Below are 22,840 nucleotides of genomic sequence, written 5' to 3'. Positions count from 1 at the left end.
TGAATTTCTAGTTAGCACCTATTAAGACTTCAAAATTAAAATAGTTTTAAACAAGTCTATCAACAAGTGCCCACACAGATTGTCTGATACATTGTTAAAGAGCAAAAAATAACGACGCACTGTAAAACTAAATTTCTTCACAACAGCGCGTCGTTGTGTGCGGCGTATTATAGGCATTTTTTAACACCACGCAAGTGGTTTTTGTAAAAATTTTGAAAAAAATGAGCTTTTGATTAAAAGTATAGCGGATCGCGTAAAATTTATCGGGATTTTGACGATTTATCCAACGCATTAATACCACTAATACGTTGTGCAAACTGCTTAACTTTTTCCCAATCGGTATATTCGATCTCTTTTGTTGTATCTGTCTCACCACCGGTGATTTTCATAATAAATTGGATCATCAGCCGATCAAACCATTTATAACGTGGGTATAATAATGCGCCTGCAAATACGGCAGCGAATTCGGGTTGCCATGTTGTGCGTTGCAAAAATTTGCGTACATACACATTGGTTTCCGGATTATCTTTTCCGGCTTTGCGTGCAGTTAAATTAACACCAAAAAACGCTGATTTTTTGTGTGTCAAACGAACAAGGTTACGCACGATAAAACGATCAAGCGTTTTATTAAAATGACCATAGCGTATAGAAGCACCTATAATCACTCGCTCAAAGGGTTGAATATCATAGTCTTCTCGTAATTCATCAACCACGACCTCACCCTCTAAAAGTGCGGTCAAAAATTCAGAGATTTTTTTAGTTTGCCCATCATGGCTCGAATAAAGAATTAATGTTTTCATTAAGCCTTCCAAAATGCAGGGGTAAATAAAGCTAATAGGGTAAAAATTTCCAGACGTCCACATACCATTGCAATCGTCAAAATCCATTTCGCGCTATCAGGAATCGCTATCATATTACTGCTCACAGAGCCCAATGCCGGTCCGAGATTATTCAAGCAGGCAAGTACCGCATTGAATGCATCAAAGGGGGCTACGCCACAAGCAATTACACCGAGTAAACAAACGAGAAAAACCAAAAGATAGGCAGAAAAAAATGCCCAAATACCGCCTATAACGCGTTCATCCAATACGTTTTTTCCCCATTTTATGGGATAGACCAGATTAGGGTGAACAACACGCTTTAGTTCCCGCTTTCCTTGTAAATAAAGCACCAATACCCGTGCTACACGCAAACCGCCCCCCACAGAACCTGCGCAACCGCCCATAAAAGAGGCGAGGATCAATAATACCGGTACAAAAGAGGGCCAAACGGTAAAATCGGACGTCGTGTATCCCGTTGTGGTAGAAATTGAAACAGCCTGAAACAGGACTTGTTCAAAATCTCGCCAAGAGGATGAAAAATAACTGTGGCTCCACATCACGAAAGTGCATAGTGCCACTAAAATAATTTGCGTACTGATAAAAAAGCGGAATTCGGGATCCCGCAAATAAATTTTGACAAAATTTTCACGTCCAATCGTTGAAAATGCACGGAAATGTAAGCCGAAATTACAGGCAGAGATCAATAAAAACAAGATGGTAATGCCATTAATCAACGGACTATTGAAATAGCCCATACTGGCATCGTGAGTTGAAAAGCCCCCAATGGATACCGTGGAAAAACTGTGTGTCAATGCGTCAAAAGGATCCATTCCTGCCAGCCAATACGCTAACGTGCAAGAAATTGTTAATGAAAGATAAATCACCCATAACATTTTGGCGGTTTCTGCAATCCTTGGTCGGATTTTTTGTTCTTTCATCGGCCCGGACATTTCTGCCCGATAAAGCTGCATCCCCCCAATCCCTAAGAGTGGAATAATGGCGATCGCCAAAACAATAATTCCCATCCCCCCCAACCATTGTAAAAATTGGCGATAAAATAAAATCGCTTTAGGCAAATTATCCAATCCTGTCATTACCGTTGCACCGGTTGTGGTTAAACCAGAGAATGCTTCAAACACGGCGGACGCTAAAGTTAAATGAGGGGCATCAAATAATAAAAGCGGTAATGTTGCCAAACCGCCCAAAACAAACCAAAAAGCGACCACGATCAAAAAGCCGTCACGTGAACGTAATTCTTGCTTGTGGTGATGACAAGGCCACCATAGTAGTGCGCCAACAGCTAAACTCAACACGAAAGCCTGCATAAACGCTTTTCCGCCACCATCGCCATAAATCAAAGCAACGAATGCTGGAATCAGCATCGTGCCGGAAAAGCACATAACAAGGATGCCGATAATTCGAATTATAGATAAAATATGCACAATTATTCGCCTGTATCCAAAGGTTGGATCATCAATTTTCCTGCTGATTTTTCGATTAATTCCGCAGAAAAAGGCTCAACCATTTTTTTGCTGATACCTAAAATTAAATGAATTTTCACCTGAAAGTCCTGCGACAAAATCGCTATTTGATATTTTTCGCAAAGCAACTGTACCCAACCCCATTGCCCATAATCACAATCCAAACGAAAAGAGACACGCTCTACTTTAATCTCTGTCTCTAAAAGTTTTAACGCTTGTTGAACGCCGCTGCTATAAGCGCGTACAAGCCCTCCGGTACCGAGTAATACGCCTCCAAAATAGCGGACAACCACTGCACTAAGCTCTCCCACACCACTTCCTTGTAGGGCATTTAGCATCGGTTTTCCTGCTGTACCTGCCGGCTCGCCATCGTCAGAAAAACCGAATTGGAGCGAATCTGCCGGATTGCCTGCCACGGTCGCCCAACAATGGTGTCGGGCTTGGGGGTGAGTCTGTTTTATCTTCATCCAGAAGGCTCTAGCCTCCGATAAACCTTCCGTATGTTGTAAATAGGTAATGAAGCGGCTTTTTTTAATTTCTTCTTCAAAAACAACCGCACTTTTAGGAATAGGATATTCCGCCATGATATTTATTCAGCTAATTTCAATGCCGCTAGTCTATCACTGATGGTAGGGATTTGTCGAAATTTCCCGGCAAGTGGTATCATACGCATTATTTTTTAGAAAGAGAAATCAATGTCTGAAATTACAATCACTCAAACGCTTGATACCTTGGGATTGCGTTGCCCGGAACCTGTGATGTTAGTGCGTAAAACGATTCGCCATTTAAATGATGGAGATGTATTGTTAATCCTTGCCGATGATCCCGCCACCACCCGCGATATTCCAAGTTTTTGTCAATTTATGGAACACACCCTATTACAAAGTGAAGTAGAAGTGTCTCCATTTAAATATTGGGTAAAGAAAGGAAAATAGACTATTATCATAACCTCCCCGTCGCTTCCCCCCTTAAGTGGTGGTGTGTGTGGTGGGGGCAAAATAAAAACAGCGGTACTGATACAAGCGCAACATTATCTACTGTTTATCCAACAAATAATACTGCGCGTTTGTTTTAGCTATTACCACCAGCCTAATAGTTTCATCCAAAGCCCACCTACGATAAACCAGATAAGCAATGAGAAAATAGAGGCAATAAAGCTGACACTCCACCATTGACCGGTTGTGTTATAACCCGAACCGAATAATGCAGGCCCCGGCCCACCGGCATATTGAGTTAAACTCATAGAAAGCGTAGAAGTGTATCCTAAACCAATCGCCGCGATCATCGGTGGCGTTCCCACTGCAATCGCAGCAGCTAAAAAGGCTAAATACATGGCTGAAATGTGCGCCATAGCAGAAGCGAAAAAATAACGGGTATAAAAGTACACCAATACAAGAATCGTAAATGCTATAGGCCAATCAAATACGCCAACATAATTGGAAATATGATTTGAAATCCAACTGATCGTGCCATATTTATTCAGAGCATTTGCCATCATCACCAACACTGCAAACCAAAACATGGTATCCCAAGCAATGGTTTCCGAAACGATGTTTTTCCAACTCATAATATTGGTTAATAAGAGGATCAATAGCCCTATAAAGGCTGATGTTGTTGCGGAAATACCAAACATCAGATCGCCAACCGTCCAAAGTATGAGTAATAACACAAAATCAAGGGCAAGAATGATTTCTGCAACGGACATAGGCCCCATCGCTTTTAATTCATTTTTTGCCATTTCAGCCATTTTAGGGGTATCTTTCAGTTCCGGTGGATAGAACAAATAGACCAAATAGGGTAAGAGGATTAAGCTCACAATGCTCGGTACAATCGCCCCGATAAACCAAGTCATCCAAGTAATTTCAACGCCTTGTCCTTTGGCTAATTCTGCAATTAACGGGTTGCCTGCCATTGCCGTTAAAAACATCGTGCAAACAATGGTATCAATCTGTGAAACCGCAATGGCTAAAAATGCACCGGCACGGCGTGCCGTCGGCCCCGGTTTGGAATCATAGGCATCGGCAATAGATTGCATAATTGGATACATAATACCACCGCCACGAGCAGAGGCTGAAGGTATCCCTGGGCCGATAACAAGATCCGCTAATGCCATACCATAAGCTACCCCCATCATACGCTTACCGAATTTTGCAACAAAATAAAGGGCAATACGTTTTCCTAGGCCTGTTTTAATGACCGCACGGGATAAAAACATCGCAATACCGATTAACCAAATCGTCGCATTTGAAAAACCGGATAACATTGCCACTTCGTCTTTACCCGCTTTGATTGGGGTGAGGCCGGTCAATCCACTAATGACTAACGCCACTAAAGTAGCAGCCCCCATCGGCATTGCTTTGGCAATGATGGCCACAATTGTTGCAACAAATAGGGCAAGCATTCCCCAAGCACGAGGGGTTAAGCCTTCAGGTGTTGGGATCAAATAAATTCCTACACCCACTAAAATTGAAAGTAACAACCCTTGCCATTGGAAGCCTAATTTTACTTCTACGGCAGAAGGCATTTTTACATCTGACATATTTGCTTTCTCCAAATAACAAAAAATGAGTAAGGAACCCCTTACTCATTTGATATTATGCCTGTGAAAGTAAAATGAAAATTTGTTCTAAAACAAAAATGCAGTGGAAAATCCCTGCATTTTTTTATGTTTTTATCTTAAAGAGCATTTAAGACTTGCCGTTCTAATCCTTATAGCGGTCAAAATTCACATAGTTCTGTTGTTTAAACTCAGCCTTTAACAAGGGTTCTAATTGCCACCAATTCAGCGTTAAATCCGGCTCGCCTGCGGCATAAGGGGCGATGGCATAGGCACTATAAATAAAATGCACCCCTTCAGAATCCATATAAATATTATCAGAGACATTAAAATCGGCTTTTGGTGTAAAGGTATCTTCATCTTTGATGGTACCTTGTTGTGTATAATTTTCCCACAATAGCGCTTTTACCTTTGGTAAAGCGTTTTCATCAAATAAATCATTGAGTTTTAAGATTTTGTGAGAGGTGAGGTCTATCGTCAAATAGCGGGTATTCCCCATGCCATGAGCGCCGCCGGTGAAATCGTAAGTCCCAATGGAAAAGGTGGCTAATTTTTCTTTCTGCCCAATAAAATCTACCCAGCTGCGTGTTTCAAAAGCAAAACTTGGCTCTTCTAACATGGCTTGGCGGGTTTCCTCAAAGCCTTTTTGATAATATTGAATTAACTGCTCTCGGGTTGGCACATGTTTTCCATCTCGAGTGAGCGCATCCCACAACAAGGTATTTAGCCAATCAAGATTCGTTTTTAACGTAGAAATGGAATAGTCGATTTTGCCTTCTTCCAGCCAATACTCTTCCCCTTGAGGTTTGGGGAATTTAAGTGTTTCTGATTTTTTAAACACCACGTCTTCCTCAGCAAAAATTGCCGGGATCATCGTTGAGAGGCGTGATTTCTCTGCCGTTAATTCTGCTTTTAATTGGGTATTTTCAGCGTTGAGTTGGCTGATAGTTTGATTCAGTTGCTCAATTTTTGCTTGCGCTTCTTTATCTTGACAACCAGTGGTGAACAGCGCGGTTAAAATAGCGAGTGAAATCAATGTTTTTTTCATATTTTCTCCTTATAAATCAAATACATTCTTATCACGTAAAATGTGATCATTACCTTTACGGCGTAAAAATCCGGTACGATCAAAATATTCCATGAGTTGCACGGTAAGCTTGCGACCAAAATTCAAGCGGTCACGCACTTCATTGACGGAAACTTTCCCTCCTTTTTCGGCAATCTGCTTAATAAGACGCGCATAAGCATAAATAGTTTCAGTTAAAAAGAAACGATCTTTAATAATCGGCGTCAAATAACCCAGTTTACCGGCTTTATACATAAAATTACGCATCGTACTCTCCTCGAACCCCAACGCATTCGCCATATCACGCACCCAAATCGCTTGCCCGTTAGCTTTTTCAAATTCAGTCAATACGGCTTGCCATTGCCCTTGTTCTTGCTCGGTAAAACGAATTTTATGTTCGGGTAAATGCAACCAACCACGCGTTTGTTGAAGTTTGCCGTTCTCTAACATCTCATCGATAACGTGATAGATCAGATTTTCCGGCTGATTAAGTGCAGCCATACGATAAAGACGTGCTTTGCTTACACCTAATTGATCGTTATGTTGTTCGTGATAGGTGGAAAGTGCGGTTAAAATTTGCTGTATTTTTTCTGTTTGATAATCGCCATTAAAGCACCAATCTTGATAACGCATCGCCCCTTGTTGTGCCAATGCCTCATCTAATTGCGCCTCGCTAATTTGTTCTTCCCACATTAACTGATTGGCCGAGGCGGCACCATGTTGCAACCTAAGGGCAATGCGTTGTGTTGCGTTTTCCGCTAAGGTTAAATTTGTCAAGAAATTCAACCGCCCCTGCGTTCGCTTATGGCGTTTGGGTGAATGAATTTCCAGTACACGAGCCCCTGCCACAAGGGTTTTCGCATCGCCACTGCGTAAAATCAGTTTATCGCCAAAGGCTAGAAAGAGTGGGGAATCTAAAATAATCTCCGCCAAAGTGCGGTCATTTGGTGCGGCATTTTTATTTTGTAATAGGGTCAGTTTACCTGTCGTGCGGTTGGCTGCGTGATAAATATGTACAGGCTGACTTTCATTTAATGAGGTTTGTGCCCAAATTTGCACGCTAATGCGATCTGTTGGAAAGAGTGGGGCATTTTGTAATAACCAATCGCCCCGTTTTATCGCTATGCGATCTAAATCCACATTGAGGTTGAGCGCCAGACGTTGCCCCGCTATTCCCTGTTTGCTTGGCGTATTTTGTGCATGAATGGCTTTCACCCGCACTTTTTGCCCTCTGGAAAGGAAAAGTTCCTCTTCGACCTTCACCACACCGGTAAACGCCGTGCCGGTAACCACGGTGCCAGCCCCTTTAACGCTAAAAACCCGATCAATGGCATAACGGAAGGGTTTTGGGGTGTCTGCCCATTTTGGAAGCTGTTGCAAATAATCACGCAATTGTGCAATGCCTTGTCCGGTTTCTGCTGAGGTGATGAAATATTTTGCTTGGCTTAAAAAAGGATAATTTTGTTTAATTTGGTGAATTAATGTGTCGATTTGATCGGAATTCGTTCGATCTGCTTTGGTGATCACCACCATAATTTCATGGAACTGTAACTGGCGTAAAATCGCTAAATGTTCTTTGGTTTGTGCGGCAATGCCTTCATCTGCTGCGACAATGAGCATGGCATAATGAACACCGCCTAAGCCTGCCAGCATATTTGAAAGGAATTTCTCATGCCCCGGCACATCAATAAAACCCAATGTTTCCTTGCCCTCACCGAGAGGCAGATAGGCATAGCCCAGATCAATCGTCATTCCTCGTTTTTTTTCTTCCGGCAAATGCGCAGTATGGGTGCCGGTTAGTGCTTTAAGTAACGCCGTTTTGCCGTGATCCACATGGCCTGATGTGACAATAATCATAATTCATCCACCACTTGTAATAACATTTCTATTGTTGCCACACTGCGAACATCCAACCAAAGTTTGCCGTTTTCCATTCGTCCGATAATCGGTTGAGAGAGGGTTTTGAAGCGTTCGGCAAGTGCGGTCAGTTTGCTATTTGTTTTTTCCGCAATTGTGACGGCAAGGGAAGGGAGGCGTGCCATGGGTTGTGAACCGCTGCCGATCTGCGCCTGAGCTTCTTCAATTTGAATGTCAAACTGTGCATTTAATCGTTTTTCCAACCGCACTTTAAGGCGTTGTGCTTTATCTTGTAATTCATCAAGCGATTGGGTGAGTAAATATAATGTAGGCAGATTCTCCGTTAATTTTTCTGGATTTAAATATAAGCGTAATGTGGCTTCCAAGCCCGCGAGGGTGACTTTATCGCAACGTAACACCCGTTTTAGCGGGTGCGCTTGCAATTGTGCGATCCATTGTTTTTTCCCCACAATAATCCCTGCCTGCACACCCCCTAATAATTTATCACCGGAGAAACTGATTAAATCCACTCCTTGGGCGAGTTTTTCCTGTACGGTGGGTTCTTGGGGTAAACCATATTGGGCTAAATTAATGAGCGCCCCACTGCCAAGATCGGTCACCACCGGCACATTCATTTCTCGCCCAAGTGCTACTAATTCTTGTTCCGAAACCGATGAGGTAAAACCTAAAATTTGATAATTACTGCTATGTACTTTCATTAACAAGGCGGTATTTTCATTGATGGCTTGACGATAATCTTTTAAATGGGTTCGGTTGGTTGTGCCCACTTCTACCAAATGGCAACCTGCCTGAGCCATAATATCCGGAATACGAAATGCGCCACCAATTTCAATCAACTCACCGCGCGAAATCACCACTTCCTTGCCTTGTGCGAAGGTCGCTAACATTAAAAGCACGGCTGCCGCATTGTTATTTACCACACAAGCCGCCTCAGCCCCGGTTAAACGGGATAAAAGCGCACTGATATGGTGATCACGATGCCCTCGTCTGCCTTCCTCTAAATCATACTCCAATGCCACATTGCCCTGCATCGCAGACAATGCGGCTTGCTGTGCGGCTTGAGACCATATTGCACGGCCCAAATTGGTGTGTAATATCGTGCCGGTCAGATTATGTACGGTTTTTATTTGCACCGTATTTTGCTGAGTTAGACGAGAGCGAAGGGTGGCAAAAGTGCGGTCAATACCGTTGAGATATTCAGGTAGTTGATGATTTTTTTGAATAGATTGACGTGCTTGCATTAATACTTCTCGACACATCGCTACCACAGCGGAATGCCCAAACTCGGCAATAAGCTGTTCACCTTGTGGCATTTTGATAAGTTTATCAACGGCAGGCAGCTGTTGAAAAAGTGCGGTCATTTTTGAATCCGTTTAAAATAACGTTGAATTGGCGGCTAATTTACGCTAAAGTACCGCCAATTTCAACCTTGGAAGGTCGTCATCTCCGGTGAGGTGGCAGGACTTCAAATCCTGTTGAGGACGCCAGCGTTCTCGGGTGGGTTCGACTCCCATGACTTTCCGCCAATAATCTCAAAAATCCCCTAATTTCAACCGCACTTTTCCTTATTTTTGTGAACTATGTCAAAGTTTTTTTATAGGAAAAAAACTAATATATTTACTATGTTTTCAATTTTTTGAGGAGTAATTATGACAAGTTCGGAACTCATGTTTGAGGGGTTCAATTTAATGTTTGCTGGAATGGGGTTTGTTATCTTTTTTCTATTCCTTCTTATTTATGCGATTAAGTTTTCTTCAAGCATCATCAATCAATTCTTTCCAGAAAAAACACCGACAACACAAACTACTCCATCATCTACGATGCCCATCTCCGATAACGATGCGGAACGGTTACGTCCGATTATTGTGGCGGCTATCGCACATCACCGTCGCCAACAAGGTTTAAAATAACAGATTCATTTTATAGGCTAAGGAAGAGGTATTTTATGACTGCTCAACATAAAAAAATTGCAATTACCGATGTGGTATTACGCGATGCCCATCAATCACTTTTCGCTACCCGCATGCGCCTTGAAGATATGCTTCCCATTGCGTCGGCATTGGACGATATCGGTTATTGGTCGTTAGAAGCATGGGGTGGGGCAACTTTTGATAGTTGCATTCGTTTTTTAGGTGAAGATCCTTGGGTGCGTTTGCGTGAATTGAAAAAAGCCTTACCCAAAACCCCATTACAAATGTTGTTACGCGGACAAAATCTGTTGGGTTACCGCCATTATGCCGATGATGTAGTGGATCGCTTTGTTGAACGTGCCGTTACCAACGGTATGAGTGTATTTCGTGTGTTTGATGCGATGAATGACCCTCGCAATATGCAGCAAGCATTGAAAGCGGTTCGTAAACAAGGCGGCCATGCACAAGGCACCTTAAGTTATACCACAAGTCCTGTTCATACTTTAGAAACATGGTTGGATACCACAGAACAACTTTTAGAAATCGGTATTGATTCTCTGGTGATTAAAGATATGTCCGGCATTTTAACGCCGATGTCCGCCTATGAATTGGTCAGTGAAATCAAAAAACGTTACGATATCCTCCTTCATTTACATTGCCACTCCACCACCGGTATGGCCGAAATGGCGTTACTAAAAGGCGTTGAAGCGGGCGCTGACGGTATTGATACTTCTATTTCTTCCATGAGCGGCACTTATGGGCATCCGGCTACTGAAGCCTTGGTTGCCACGTTACAAGGTACTGGGTATGACACTGGTCTAGATATTCTGAAACTGGAAAAAATTGCAGATTATTTCCGCACCGTGCGTAAAAAATATGCGAAATTTGAAGGGCAATTAAAAGGTGTAGATAGTCGTATTTTAGTAGCGCAAGTGCCAGGTGGGATGCTCACTAACCTTGAAAGCCAACTCAAACAACAAAATGCGTCTGACAAACTCGACCAAGTATTACAAGAAATTCCACGTGTTCGCGAAGATCTCGGCTTTATTCCGCTTGTTACCCCAACCTCACAAATTGTCGGTACACAGGCGGTGATTAACGTATTAATGGGTGAGCGTTATAAAACTATCGCAAAAGAAACCGCAGGCATTTTAAAAGGGGAATATGGTCGCACTCCGGCTGCGGTAAATAGCGAATTACAAGCTCGTGTATTAGAGGGCGCACAACCCATTATCGACCGTCCGGCTGACCACCTTGCGCCAGAAATGGACAAACTCACCGCTGAAGTGAAACAGCTTGCGAAAGAGAAAGGCATTGCACTTTCTGAAAATGAAATTGATGATGTGCTAATTGTGGCATTGTTCCCACAAGTCGGTCTGAAATTTTTAGAAAACCGTGGCAATCCCGATGCCTTTGAACCTGCTCCAACAGCGGATCAAGCCATTGAAAAAACAGCAGAAAAAACCGCACTTTCCAACAGTAAATCCGCTGGAACAGCGATTTATACCGTGGAATTAGAGGGTAAAGCCTTTGTTGTGAAAGTCAGTGAGGGTGGGGAGGTGACAAATATCGCACCAACTGCACCTGCAGTGCAAACAACAGCTTCTGCTACACCAACATCATCTGCTGAAGGCGAGCCTGTTACTGCCCCAATGTCAGGGAATATTTGGAAAGTGGTGGTAACAGAAGGGCAAACTGTCGCAGAAGGCGATGTATTACTCGTGCTTGAGGCGATGAAAATGGAAACGGAAATTCGAGCGGTGAAAGGTGGGGTTGTCCGAAATATTGCGGTAAAAGCGGGCGATAGCGTCACCGTAGGTGATACCTTAATGACCATCGTATAAGTAGTAGGTGGGAAAGATGGACAGTATTATTGCATTATTTAAAGGTATGGGGATTATGCATCTGGAATGGGGGCAAGCCGTGATGATCGGTGTCAGCTTGCTTCTGCTTTGGTTGGCGATCTCCAAAAAATTTGAACCGTTGTTATTATTGCCTATCGGGTTTGGCGGGCTGTTGTCCAACATTCCCGAAGCCGGAATTGCGATGACCGCATTGGATAATCTTATCCATTCCGGTACGGCACAGCAACTTGCGATCATTGCAACAAAACTTAATACCGTAGCCGATCCGGCTGCGATCAAGGAAGCACTCAATAGTGCGTTACCATCGCAGATTGCAGAATTGGAAACCTTGGCCGGTGATATGGGATATAGCGCAGGTATTCTCGCTTTATTCTATAAAGTAGCCATTGGTTATGGTGTGGCACCGCTTGTCATATTTATGGGCGTAGGTGCAATGACGGACTTCGGTCCGCTTCTTGCCAACCCAAGAACCTTGTTGTTAGGTGCGGCGGCTCAATTTGGTATTTTCACCACCGTGCTAGGCGCATTGGCATTAAACTGGCTTGGTATCATTTCCTTCACTCTCCCACAAGCGGCAGCCATTGGGATTATTGGTGGTGCAGACGGCCCGACAGCGATTTATCTAACCAGTAAACTCGCCCCTGAATTGCTTGGTGCGATTGCCGTAGCAGCTTATTCTTATATGGCGCTTGTCCCGTTAATTCAACCGCCGATTATAAAAGCTCTCACCACAGAGGAAGAGCGGAAAATCCGTATGGTACAACTTCGTCCTGTCAGCCAACGTGAAAAAGTATTGTTTCCAATCATCCTCTTGTTGTTGGTTGCCCTCATTTTACCGGATGCCGCACCGTTGTTGGGGATGTTCTGTTTTGGTAACTTAATGCGGGTCAGTGGCGTGGTGGATCGGTTAAGCGATACCACACAAAATGCTTTAATCAACATTACCACTATTGTTCTAGGCTTATCTGTTGGGGCGAAATTGGTGGCAGATAAATTCCTCCAACCACAAACTTTGGGTATTTTGTTACTCGGTGTCGTCGCCTTTAGTATCGGCACAGCAAGTGGAATATTAATGGCAAAATTGATGAACAAATTCAGCAAAAGCAAAATCAATCCACTTATTGGCTCCGCCGGTGTTTCTGCCGTTCCTATGGCAGCGAGGGTGTCCAATAAAGTGGGGTTAGAAGCGGATCATCAAAACTTTTTACTGATGCACGCCATGGGGCCGAATGTGGCAGGCGTGATTGGTTCGGCTATCGCCGCCGGTGTGATGTTGAAATATATTGCCGGAATGTAATGTAAAAAAAGTGCGGTCATAAATTCTTTTGAAAATATGACCGCACTTTTTATTTGTAAGAACAAGTAAGATTTATTTCTTTTCACCGATTGGCAATACCGTTCTGCCATAGGATTCGTTTAAGACTTCCGCTGCGGCTAAATAGAAGGCGCAAAGTGCTGTGATTAACCCTAAATATCCTCCGATATTCACAATCGCATGGTTGCCTGTGGCATCACCAATGGCTAATGCGTAAAAGGTTAAAGTGAGAAAGAAAAAAATCGCTTGCAATGCACGCGGTTTCGGGAACGTTGCTAAGAACATCATTAATGTGAAGGTTCCCCAACAGCCCAAATACCATCCTACAAATTGCGCGGAGGTTTCACCCTTAAAGAACGCAACAAATAACGCCCAAGACCACCAAAATGCACCATAGCTGATAAATGCAGTAAATCCAAAGGTGTTGCCTTTTTTAAATTCAAACATTCCGGCAATCATTTGAGCCGTACCGCCGAAAGCGAATGCCATACCTAATACCAAACCGAGGTTTGAACTATCAAACACGCCTGCGTTGATTAAACATAATAACCAAGTCGTTAATGCAAAACCACATAATCCAAGAGGACCCGGATTCGCTAAACCTTCTTTCGCTGACATAAATTTTTTCCCCTTAACAATTTTGAGTATGAAAGCCGTGCATTATGGCGAAATCCACTTCGGAAATAAAGACTAAAACGAAAAAAAATCTGCCCGAAATTGAGGGGATTGATCAAGATCAGATTTTTATTAAATAGTGTTTTAATGTGATCGAGATCACAGAAATGAAGGCGTATAATCCTTTTTAGTTAAACTTTAAAAAAATATTAGGAGAAAACTATGAGTAATGCAGTTGAAAATGCAATCAGCCCGGCTCAAGCAGAGGTAAATGCACTGGTAGAAAAAGGTTTGGTTGCACTTGAAGAGTTTAGAAAACTGGATCAAGAACAAATCAACTATATTGTGGCGAAGGCTTCCGTTGCGGCCTTGGATCAACACGGTGTGCTTGCTATGCATGCCTATGAAGAAACCGGTCGCGGTGTATTTGAAGATAAAGCCACCAAAAACCTGTTTGCCTGTGAATATGTGGTAAACAATATGCGCAACTTAAAAACCGTGGGCGTAATCAGTGAAGATGATGTCACAGGGATTACCGAAATTGCCGATCCTGTCGGTGTGATTTGTGGGATTACACCAACTACCAACCCAACTTCAACGGCAATTTTTAAATCATTAATCGCTTTAAAAACCCGTAACCCAATCGTATTTGCTTTCCACCCGTCCGCACAACAATCTTCCGCTCACGCAGCACGCATTGTTTATGAAGCGGCAGTGGCGGCAGGCGCACCGAAAAACTGTATTCAATGGATCGAAACGCCATCAATGGAAGGCACAGCAGCCTTAATGAAACACCCCGGCATCGCCACTATTTTAGCTACAGGCGGTAACGCCATGGTGGAAGCCGCCTATTCTTGCGGCAAACCGGCACTTGGCGTAGGGGCGGGCAACGTACCGGCTTATGTGGAAAAATCCGCCAATTTAAAACAAGCGGTGCATGATATTGTGATGTCAAAATCCTTTGATAACGGAATGGTTTGTGCATCCGAACAAGCCGCCATTGTTGATGAAGAAATTTATGCCGACTTTGTGAAAGAGATGCAATCTTACGGCGTGTATTTAGTCAATAAAAAAGAAAAAGCCATGTTGGAAGAATTGATGTTTGGCGTGAAAGCGGACAGTAAAAATTGTGCCGGTGCAAAACTCAATGCCAACGTTGTAGGTAAACCTGCCACTTGGATTGCAGAACAAGCGGGATTCAAAGTGCCGCCACGCACCAATATTTTATTGGCTGAATGTAAAGAAGTGGGTGAAAAAGAACCTTTAACCCGTGAAAAATTATCGCCGGTACTCGCCTTAGTGAAAGCGACTTCAACAGAAGACGGCTTAAATAAAGCAGAACAAATGGTGGAGTTCCACGGCTTAGGACATTCTGCCGCAATCCATACCAACAATGCCGAATTGGCAAAAGAATTTGGTGAACGGGTCAAGGCCATTCGTGTGATTTGGAATTCCCCTTCCACCTTCGGCGGAATCGGTGATGTGTATAACTCTTTCCTTCCTTCCCTAACACTTGGTTGCGGTTCTTACGGAAAGAACTCTGTAGGCAACAACGTAAGTGCGGTCAATTTAATCAATATAAAACGCGTGGGAAGACGGAGAAATAATATGCAATGGTTTAAAGTGCCTTCAAAAATTTACTTTGAGCGGGATTCAATTCAATATTTACAATCAATGAAAGGCATGGAACGTGTGGTGATCGTCACTGACCGCACCATGGTGGATCTTGGCTTTGTCGAGAAAATTGCCGAACAAATTACCGCGCGCGGCAACCACGTCACCTACCAACTCTTTGCGGATGTTGAACCGGATCCATCCATCGAAACCGTACGTCGTGGTACGGAATTATTACGTAGCTACCAGCCGGACACCATCATAGCCCTTGGTGGCGGTTCAGCGATGGATGCGGCAAAAGTGATGTGGTTATTCTATGAGCAACCTGAAGTGGATTTCCGTGATCTCGTACAAAAATTTATGGATATTCGCAAACGTGCTTTCAAATTCCCACAATTAGGACGTAAAGCCCGCTTTATCGGCATCCCGACAACCTCAGGTACAGGTTCTGAAGTGACCCCGTTTGCGGTAATTACCGAAGGCGATAAAAAATATCCAATCGCCGACTATTCCTTAACGCCGACCGTAGCCATTGTGGATCCGGCACTGGTGATGACCGTTCCGGCTCATGTTGCGGCGGATACCGGTTTAGATGTGCTAACCCACGCAACAGAAGCCTATGTTTCCGTGTTAGCGAATGATTTCACTGACGGTTTGGCATTACAAGCCATCAAATTGGTGTTCGAAAACCTAGAACGCTCCGTGAAAGAAAAAGATCCGGAAGCTCGGGAAAAAATGCACAACGCATCCACTATGGCGGGGATGGCATTTGCCAATGCTTTCTTAGGAATGAATCACTCCTTGGCGCACAAAATCGGCGGACGTTTCCACACACCACACGGACGCACCAATGCGATTTTAATGCCGCACGTGATTCGTTATAACGGCACCCGTCCGGAAAAAACCGCCACTTGGCCGAAATATAACTACTACAAAGCAGATGTGAAATATCAAGATATTGCCCGTATGCTCGGTTTACCTTGTGCCACACCGGAAGAAGGGGTGAAATCCTTCGCTCAGGCCTGCTATGATTTGGCGGAACGCTGTGGCATCAAAATGTCCTTTAAAGCCCAAGGCTTGGACGAAAAAGCCTGGATGGATGCCCGCCGTGATGTCGCCTTGCTCGCCTTTGAAGACCAATGTTCTCCGGCGAACCCACGCTTGCCGTTAGTGGCGGATATGGAGGTGATTTTAACACGTGCCTATCATGGCTATAATCCTGAAGATTATTAAGCGTTAAAACCCAGCGAAAAATAACCGCACTTTAATCTGCCCCTCTGTCTCCGGAAAGGGGCAGATTTTTTATCAGATTATTTTCGTAGAATATCGACAAATGAACATTTCCACACTTATCAGCCAAATCAAGCAACGTTATCACACCCAAGCAGAATATCCGTGGGCAAAATTTCCTGATTATGCAGTATTCCGTCATCAAAATAATCGTAAGTGGTTTGCCGTTTTAATGGAAGTGCGTGCCGACAAAATTGGTATTGAGGGGGAAGAAAAAATCGCTATTCTAAACGTGAAAGCCAATCCCGAAGAAATCGGTTCGCTTCGAATGATAAAAGGCGTTTATCCCGCTTATCATATGAATAAAGAACATTGGCTCAGCCTTCATCTTGCGGAAATTGATGAGAAATTGTTGTTTGAATTACTGGACGAAAGTTTTTCTTTAACCATAAAAAAAGCCGCCACAAGGGCGTTGATATGAAATCCCATTGTGACGGCGATAATTCAAAAAGTGCGGTTATTTTGACGTTAATTTTTCCGGATTTAACCGGCTAATTTCATCACAATCACACCAGAAACGATAAGTAAAGCACCCAGCCACCTCCCTATGGTGGAGGCATCGCCTAAAAACATCACTCCCACCACGAATGCCCCTAACGCCCCGATGCCTGTCCATACCGCATAAGCCGTCCCCATCGGAATATGTCTTTGGGCTAAAAAGAGCAATGTCCCACTCCCCGCCATAAATAAAATGGCAATCAATACCCCTTGCCAACGCCAGCCTTCTTGTTGGGCTAATTTCAGCCCTAACGGCCAACCGATTTCCATTAATCCTGCTGTGATTAAATAAATCCACGCCATACTGTTACCTCATGTTGTTTCCGAAAATTAAAGCTGCGAATTATAAAGGATTGAAAAAAACTCGCAAATCTAACCGCACTTTCCTTTTTTCAATCCCTGCATAGCCTTACATTCCGCTTCACTGTGCTGCCCCTCCGTGGCGATGGATTGTAAAAAATGCTTAATTTCCAAAAGTTGGGCGATTTTTTCTTCCACTCGGGTGAGTTGGTTTAGCACCATTTGATCAGCGTGGTAGTGACTCTCCTCACCAAATTTCAAGCGGTTAAGTTCGCGAATATCTTCAAGAGAAAAACCCAACATGCGGCAATTTTTGATGAAGTTTAGCTGTGCCGCACTTTCTTCATCATATTGGCGATAACCGTTCGCCGCCCGTTTAGGTTCGGGCAAAATTCCTTGTTTTTCGTAATAACGAATGGTTTCTAAATGGATTCCTGTGCGTTTACTCAACTCATTGATTTTCATCATTTTCTCCAAATATCAAGCGGGACAGGATTTTCGCAAAATATCATGTTTAATGAGAATGGTGCGCAACAGAAACCGACGCAGAAGGATCGCGTAATGCTTTTATTGCCTGTATCACTACCGATAAACCGCTGCGTAATACCAACAAGCTAAAAATCCCACTCGCCACCACATCGACCCATTGCCAATGGAGCAACCAGGCACTTAATCCCGCCACAATCGCCACTACCGAGCCAAACAGATCCGCCAACACGTGAAAATAAGCCGCACGAATATTGAGATTTTCGTGATCGCTTTTGAGCATAATCCATGCCACCAAAACGTTCACCACAAACCCTACTGATGCCACGCCCAACATCGGCAATGCCAACATTTCTGTTGGCGTTTGCCAGCGTTCCCAGGCTTCAAGTAAAATCCAAAGCGCCACACCAACCAAGGATACGCCGTTCAATAAGGCGAATATTTTTTGCCATTTCAGGCTTAAAAATAATGCAATTAACGCCAAGAAAAGCGACAGGCTATCATTTGCCATATGCCCTGCATCCGCTATTAATGCCAGACTATGAAAAAAATAACCGCCCAAAAATTCCACCACCATATATCCGCTGATAATGGCAAAACTGAGTCCCAAAATCCGCTTGTCTTTTGGAGTGTGGGCATGATGATGTTCATGACGAATATTGCTCATTTCTCTTTCCTTTTGAATTAAATTGATAACGTATGCCAGTGTAAAGTCTGTAGCGCATACGGAGTCAAGGACATTTTAGCAAAATGAAAAACTCATGGAAAAATAACCGCACTTTTGACGGCGTTCCAAATTGAGGCATTTTTTGAGATCTCTTATAATGAGCAATTTTTCAATTAATCGGAAACAAAATGAACGCAGAACAACAATCTTTCAGCCTTTTGGTGCTACTTCTCAGCATGGTGTTAATCGTGCCGTTCTTTAAACGTGTGGGGCTGGGTTCAGTGCTGGGCTATTTGGCTGCCGGGCTTTTAATCGGACCGTTCGGCTTGAAATTTTTCAACGACTTCAAAGCTATTTTACAAATTGCCGAACTAGGCGTAGTGATTTTTCTGTTCGTCATTGGCTTGGAAATGAAACCCTCTCAACTTTGGCAACTCCGTAAACAAATTTTCGGACTGGGTTTATTACAAGTGCTGACTTGCTGTGGGCTGATTACCTTAGCCGGACATTTTGCCCTCGGTTGAGCATGGCAAACCAGCTTTATTATTGCCTCCGGCTTTGTGCTGACTTCCACGGCAATTGTCATGGCGATCCTCAGCGAACGGGGTGAAACAAATAGCGTGCGCGGACGAAAAATCGTATCTATTCTGCTATTGGAAGATTTAATGATTGTCCCCTTACTCGCAATCGTATCTTTCCTTTCTCCACTCCAAACGGGCAGCGAAACCGCAACCCCCATTTGGTTCAAATTACTAGCAACTGTCGGGGCGGTAGCGGCGCTTATTGTGGCGGGCATCTGGCTTTTGAATCCGCTTTTCCGATTATTGGCGCAAACAAAATTACGGGAAATTATGACTGCCGCCGCATTATTGGTAGTAGTTAGCGCCGGAATGTTAATGGAAAGTGTCGGGCTTTCAACCGCAATGGGAGCCTTTATTGCAGGCGTTTTGCTTTCCAATTCAAGCTTTCGCCACCAACTTGAGGCAGATCTTGAACCTTTCCGCGGCTTGCTTTTGGGACTATTCTTTCTAGGCGTGGGAATGTCACTGAATGTACCTTTGGTGCTCAATAATTTCTGGCATATTTTCCTTAGCGTATTAGTGTTGATGATGGCAAACGGCATTGGCATTTTCTTCATCGCAAAACTGACAAAAAGCTCATTGGAGGAAGCCCTTGATCGTGCCTTTGTGATGGCATTGGGTGGCGAATTTGCCTTTGTATTATTTTCCGCCGCAGCAAACCAACAAGTCATTTCAGACCAAGCACAAGCCAACGGTACGGCAATTATTGTGCTTTCAATGGTGCTCAGCCCAATTTTAATTTTGGGCTATAAATTCGTCATTTTACCCCGTTTAAGAAAAGAGGAAACGGCACAACCCAATGATGAAATTAACGATCAACTGCCGATTATTCTTATTGGACTGGGGCGAATGGGACAAATTGTACGCGAATTGCTTGTGATGTCGGGGTATCAAGTAACCGTGATTGATAAAAATATTCAAATGGTGGAGGGAATGGCAACTTTTAATGTAAAAAGCTATTACGGTGATGCAACCCGCCCCGAATTGCTCGCCACCGCCGGCATTGAGCAAGCTGCCCTGCTCATCGTTGCAATTGATTCGGTGGAAAATACCAATTTAATTGTGGAAAATGCACGACGTTTAAACGCTTCCGTGCCAATTATCGTGCGAACCTTTGACCGCCGCCACAGCCTAACACTCTTTGAAAAAACCGAAATTCAAGTACGGGAAACCTTTGATTCTGCGCTGAGAATAGGCAAACAAGCACTATTAAAAATGGGCTTGGATGAAGAAAAAGTGGAAAAAATCGGGCAACTCTATTTTAATAAAGACCATCATAACCTTTGCCAAATGGCTGAAGTTTATGATCCCAATATTTCCGGCTTTAAAAACCAACCCTTAAAACAAATGGCGATTGAACAGGATCAGGAACTAACCCGATTAATTCAGGAAATTGTTAATCGGGAAGCCTAAGGCTTTCCCAATAGGCAAAAAAACGGCAAGGAAAACCTGCCGTTTTTATTTTTTTAACTCGATCAAATCGCTGTTTTATTAAAGACGAAAATCAGATTTCCAACCCAATGCACGTTTGATTTTTTCACTGGATAAGCGGGCATCGTCATCAGCGGCATTAAAGATAGCGGATTCGGTAGCATTCAACGCCAACACTGCGGCATGGGCTGCGGCATCTTTATGCACGGAAGGGGCAAAATCCACCGCTGCATCAAAACCGGTGCCTTCACCGTATAACCAACCGTAACGCAATACCACACCCACAAAAGCCTCATCTTTGGTGATCTGTTGTTCAAGGCTATACACGCCTTTTGAGGTTTCACCGTAAACCGGATCGGCGAAATTAAGCAATGGCGATTCTTCGGTGAACGGTAAGTTTTCGGAGGGTTCATAAACCAGTGTAATACTTTGTGCGATGATTTTTTTCACCCCTGCCGCTTTCGCCGCGCTCACTAAATTTCGCGTTCCTTCATCACGAATACGGGCGTTGCGTGCCAATGAGGCTTCCATTTGATCCGCTGCCAAGCCATCAGGTAAATCCGTCAGCTCGTGAAACACCACATCCGGGCGAATAGAGAGCATTTGTTGGGTTAAAGTTTCCGCATCAAACACATCCACAATCACGGATTTAACGCCCATTTTTGTTAAGATTTCCGCCTTTGCCGCAGTACGGGTTGTGCCGTAAACTTCAAAGCCTTTCTCTAGTAAGATTTTGCACAATGCTTGACCAATCAGCCCACTTGCCCCGGCAACAAACATTTTTTGTGTCATTTTGTTTTCCTTATTACATTAAAAAAAGGGAGGGATTATATAGCAGATTCACACTTTCGCAACGAAAAGTGCGGTCACAAAAAACAATGTTTTTTGAACGTTGGCACTGCCAACGACTCCACTGCTCCGAAAAAGCTAACAAAAGGAGCGAACAAATCACATCGGCGATTTGTGAATAATTTTGCCGGAGTTTTTGAGATGAATCCGCTCCCACTTTCCTTATTTTGTCTGCGCAAACAACCATTCTCGAATCGGCTCAATACTGTATGCAATGCGCCAGGTATTACGATGTCCGCTTGCCCCGGCACGGCTGTCCGTTTCACGAAATACGCTATCTTTGGCGAAAACCGTATAGTTTATCGGACTTTTTTCCGCCATTAATGCATCATAGGCAAAGCGATATTGATCCGCATTCCAAGTGCCGTTCCATTCAGCCCGACTAATTTTTGCACCAGCTTTTTCCAAGCGTTCGGTAATCCCATTAAAACTTGGAAATGCGCCGCTATCATCAACCGCTGCCATAAACCAAATTTTATTTTTTGCCAGCGGGGACACGCTTTCCGCATCCCATTTTCCCGCCACCAAGTAACTTGCGGTGAAGAAATCGGGATATTTCACACTCATTGCTGTTGCCAACATACAACCGCCCGATTGCCCGGTGACATAAATGCGTTTCGGATCAATGTTTTCTTCTTTAATGAGCTTTTGCACCAAGTGAATGGTAGTTTCAAGCATATCGGACGTGTGCCAATCATCATCTGCGACAATCTCGTTAAATTGTGGCGCCAAAACATAGCATGGACGTTTTGCCTGTTCGGCAGGATCCGCCCAAATGACCGCACCCAAGCCTTGAAAAAGGGCGACTTCCGTCTGATCGCTGGTCGCCCCTGCATCGTGCATAAACAATACCAAAGGCAGCGGTTGGTGTTGATTTTGCGGTTTAAAAAAATTATAGGGCAACCGTTTTCCCGTTTGCCCATCATAAAATTCACCCTGTTGGAAATCATCCACAATCAGGTTTTTCACTCCTTGGGTTTGCAGTGTTTTTCCTTCTACCGTTACTGTGGCTTTTGCCGCTTTATAGCGAATAATACTGCTCATGGTATCGCCGGCAACCCAATGGGGTTTAGCCGCTCCCGGTGTTGGCTCTGCGGCGGTGGCATTTGGCATGTTCACCTTTTCCTGTAACCCACTCCCCTCTTCATCGGGCATCAGCTGTACGATAACAAATTTGCCTTTTTCGCTTTCCGTCAGATCCGCCGATTGGCTCACAAACACATTTTTCACGGTTCTGTCCGCTACGCTAAAATTTTTCGCCGACACATCTGCGGACGTTAATTCATCGCTAAATTCCACGGCAACCGCCACCATCTGCACGCCATCACCAAAAACCTGTGTAATTGCCGTTGCATTGATAGGCGTATTGCCCGCAGCCAAAACAAAACCGGACATACTCACCACACAAGCCACACCGGCACTCATTAATAAAAATTCTCTACGGGTTTGCATACTAACCTCTACCATTTTTAAGTAAGTTTTAGTCCCTATAAAGACAATAACATAACGAAAAAGTGCGGTCTTTTTCATCAAAATTTCCTTTTAAACGGAGAATAGAACGACAAGCCCATACCACTATTTGTACAATTGATTGGTTGAAAACACCGTAGAGATTT

19 protein-coding genes, 1 tRNA gene and 1 pseudogene are annotated in these 22,840 nt (G+C 43.8%); 8 read left to right on the top strand and 13 right to left on the bottom strand.

Features of this window, described 5'->3' with window-relative positions; all coding sequences use genetic code 11:
- Positions 1-260: 260 nt before the first annotated feature.
- The 3 genes from hemG to BKK52_RS02910 are packed head-to-tail and all read right to left on the bottom strand — an operon-like array spanning position 261 to position 2,886.
- Positions 261-800 (bottom strand): menaquinone-dependent protoporphyrinogen IX dehydrogenase, encoded by a 540-nt coding sequence (hemG, locus tag BKK52_RS02920; RefSeq protein ID WP_077421103.1) that lies wholly within the window; start codon positions 798-800, stop codon positions 261-263.
- Positions 800-2,263: a TrkH family potassium uptake protein gene (locus BKK52_RS02915; RefSeq protein ID WP_077474602.1), complete on the bottom strand. Its 1,464-nt coding sequence runs from the start codon at positions 2,261-2,263 to the stop codon at positions 800-802. The genes hemG and BKK52_RS02915 overlap by 1 nt, the downstream gene beginning before the upstream one ends.
- 2 nt (positions 2,264-2,265) lie before the next feature.
- Positions 2,266-2,886, bottom strand: a complete 621-nt coding sequence (locus BKK52_RS02910; protein ID WP_077474603.1) for a YigZ family protein — start codon at positions 2,884-2,886, stop codon at positions 2,266-2,268.
- Positions 2,887-2,997: 111 nt separating this feature from the next.
- On the opposite strand from BKK52_RS02910, the gene tusA reads away from it, so the two are divergent.
- Positions 2,998-3,237 (top strand): sulfurtransferase TusA, encoded by a 240-nt coding sequence (gene tusA / locus BKK52_RS02905; RefSeq protein WP_077421105.1) that lies wholly within the window; start codon positions 2,998-3,000, stop codon positions 3,235-3,237.
- Positions 3,238-3,380: 143 nt separating this feature from the next.
- Here tusA and BKK52_RS02900 read toward each other — a convergent pair whose 3' ends face one another.
- From BKK52_RS02900 to selA, 4 genes are all read right to left on the bottom strand, one after another.
- Positions 3,381-4,841, bottom strand: a complete 1,461-nt coding sequence (locus BKK52_RS02900; RefSeq protein WP_077477836.1) for a DASS family sodium-coupled anion symporter — start codon at positions 4,839-4,841, stop codon at positions 3,381-3,383.
- Positions 4,842-5,004: 163 nt separating this feature from the next.
- Positions 5,005-5,907, bottom strand: coding sequence for a DUF3298 domain-containing protein (locus BKK52_RS02895; RefSeq protein WP_077477835.1), 903 nt, complete (start codon positions 5,905-5,907; stop codon positions 5,005-5,007).
- A gap of 9 nt (positions 5,908-5,916) precedes the next feature.
- Entirely contained in the window at positions 5,917-7,782 is a 1,866-nt protein-coding gene (gene selB / locus BKK52_RS02890; RefSeq protein ID WP_077477834.1) for a selenocysteine-specific translation elongation factor, read from the bottom strand.
- On the bottom strand, positions 7,779-9,164 hold the full coding sequence (selA, locus tag BKK52_RS02885) for an L-seryl-tRNA(Sec) selenium transferase (protein ID WP_077421109.1): 1,386 nt from the start codon (positions 9,162-9,164) through the stop codon (positions 7,779-7,781). The genes selB and selA overlap by 4 nt, the downstream gene beginning before the upstream one ends.
- A 70-nt stretch (positions 9,165-9,234) precedes the next feature.
- Here selA and BKK52_RS02880 point away from each other — a divergent pair.
- From BKK52_RS02880 to BKK52_RS02865, 4 genes are all read left to right on the top strand, one after another.
- A tRNA-Sec gene (locus BKK52_RS02880) sits at positions 9,235-9,329 on the top strand.
- 123 nt (positions 9,330-9,452) lie between these two features.
- Positions 9,453-9,713 (top strand): oxaloacetate decarboxylase subunit gamma, encoded by a 261-nt coding sequence (locus BKK52_RS02875; RefSeq protein ID WP_077421110.1) that lies wholly within the window; start codon positions 9,453-9,455, stop codon positions 9,711-9,713.
- A 35-nt stretch (positions 9,714-9,748) separates the two neighbouring features.
- A complete protein-coding gene (gene oadA / locus BKK52_RS02870; protein ID WP_077477832.1) occupies positions 9,749-11,557 on the top strand; it encodes a sodium-extruding oxaloacetate decarboxylase subunit alpha in 1,809 nt (602 codons plus the stop codon).
- A gap of 16 nt (positions 11,558-11,573) precedes the next feature.
- Positions 11,574-12,875 carry a sodium ion-translocating decarboxylase subunit beta gene (locus tag BKK52_RS02865; RefSeq protein ID WP_077477830.1) on the top strand — a complete coding sequence of 434 codons (1,302 nt, stop codon included), beginning with the start codon at positions 11,574-11,576 and terminating at the stop codon, positions 12,873-12,875.
- A gap of 72 nt (positions 12,876-12,947) precedes the next feature.
- Here the strand turns inward: BKK52_RS02865 and BKK52_RS02860 are convergent, their stop codons facing one another.
- A complete protein-coding gene (locus BKK52_RS02860; protein ID WP_077421113.1) occupies positions 12,948-13,511 on the bottom strand; it encodes an acetate uptake transporter in 564 nt (187 codons plus the stop codon).
- 219 nt (positions 13,512-13,730) lie between these two features.
- Here BKK52_RS02860 and adhE point away from each other — a divergent pair, with 219 nt between their 5' ends.
- Both adhE and BKK52_RS02850 read left to right on the top strand, forming a co-directional pair.
- Positions 13,731-16,355 (top strand): bifunctional acetaldehyde-CoA/alcohol dehydrogenase, encoded by a 2,625-nt coding sequence (gene adhE, locus BKK52_RS02855; RefSeq protein ID WP_077421114.1) that lies wholly within the window; start codon positions 13,731-13,733, stop codon positions 16,353-16,355.
- A gap of 100 nt (positions 16,356-16,455) precedes the next feature.
- Entirely contained in the window at positions 16,456-16,833 is a 378-nt protein-coding gene (locus tag BKK52_RS02850; protein ID WP_077421115.1) for an MmcQ/YjbR family DNA-binding protein, read from the top strand.
- Between the two features lie 62 nt (positions 16,834-16,895).
- On the opposite strand, the gene BKK52_RS02845 is transcribed toward BKK52_RS02850, so the two are convergent.
- The 3 genes from BKK52_RS02845 to BKK52_RS02835 form a co-directional block, all read right to left on the bottom strand.
- A complete protein-coding gene (locus BKK52_RS02845; RefSeq protein ID WP_077421116.1) occupies positions 16,896-17,213 on the bottom strand; it encodes a DMT family transporter in 318 nt (105 codons plus the stop codon).
- Between the two features lie 69 nt (positions 17,214-17,282).
- Entirely contained in the window at positions 17,283-17,675 is a 393-nt protein-coding gene (locus BKK52_RS02840; protein WP_077477828.1) for a MerR family transcriptional regulator, read from the bottom strand.
- Positions 17,676-17,724: 49 nt separating this feature from the next.
- Positions 17,725-18,363: a cation diffusion facilitator family transporter gene (locus BKK52_RS02835; RefSeq protein ID WP_077421118.1), complete on the bottom strand. Its 639-nt coding sequence runs from the start codon at positions 18,361-18,363 to the stop codon at positions 17,725-17,727.
- A 188-nt stretch (positions 18,364-18,551) separates the two neighbouring features.
- Between BKK52_RS02835 and BKK52_RS02830 the strand changes: the two are divergent.
- Positions 18,552-20,357, top strand: a pseudogene (locus BKK52_RS02830) (monovalent cation:proton antiporter-2 (CPA2) family protein).
- Between the two features lie 78 nt (positions 20,358-20,435).
- Here the strand turns inward: BKK52_RS02830 and BKK52_RS02825 are convergent.
- Both BKK52_RS02825 and BKK52_RS02815 read right to left on the bottom strand, forming a co-directional pair.
- A complete protein-coding gene (locus BKK52_RS02825) occupies positions 20,436-21,167 on the bottom strand; it encodes an NAD-dependent epimerase/dehydratase family protein (protein WP_077421120.1) in 732 nt (243 codons plus the stop codon).
- 219 nt (positions 21,168-21,386) lie between these two features.
- A complete protein-coding gene (locus BKK52_RS02815; protein WP_242650084.1) occupies positions 21,387-22,754 on the bottom strand; it encodes a prolyl oligopeptidase family serine peptidase in 1,368 nt (455 codons plus the stop codon).
- Positions 22,755-22,840 lie beyond the last annotated feature (86 nt).

The organism is Rodentibacter trehalosifermentans (assembly GCF_002000545.1).
In the GTDB taxonomy this organism is placed as follows: domain Bacteria; phylum Pseudomonadota; class Gammaproteobacteria; order Enterobacterales; family Pasteurellaceae; genus Rodentibacter; species Rodentibacter trehalosifermentans.
This window is presented reverse-complemented; position numbering and strand designations above follow the sequence as displayed.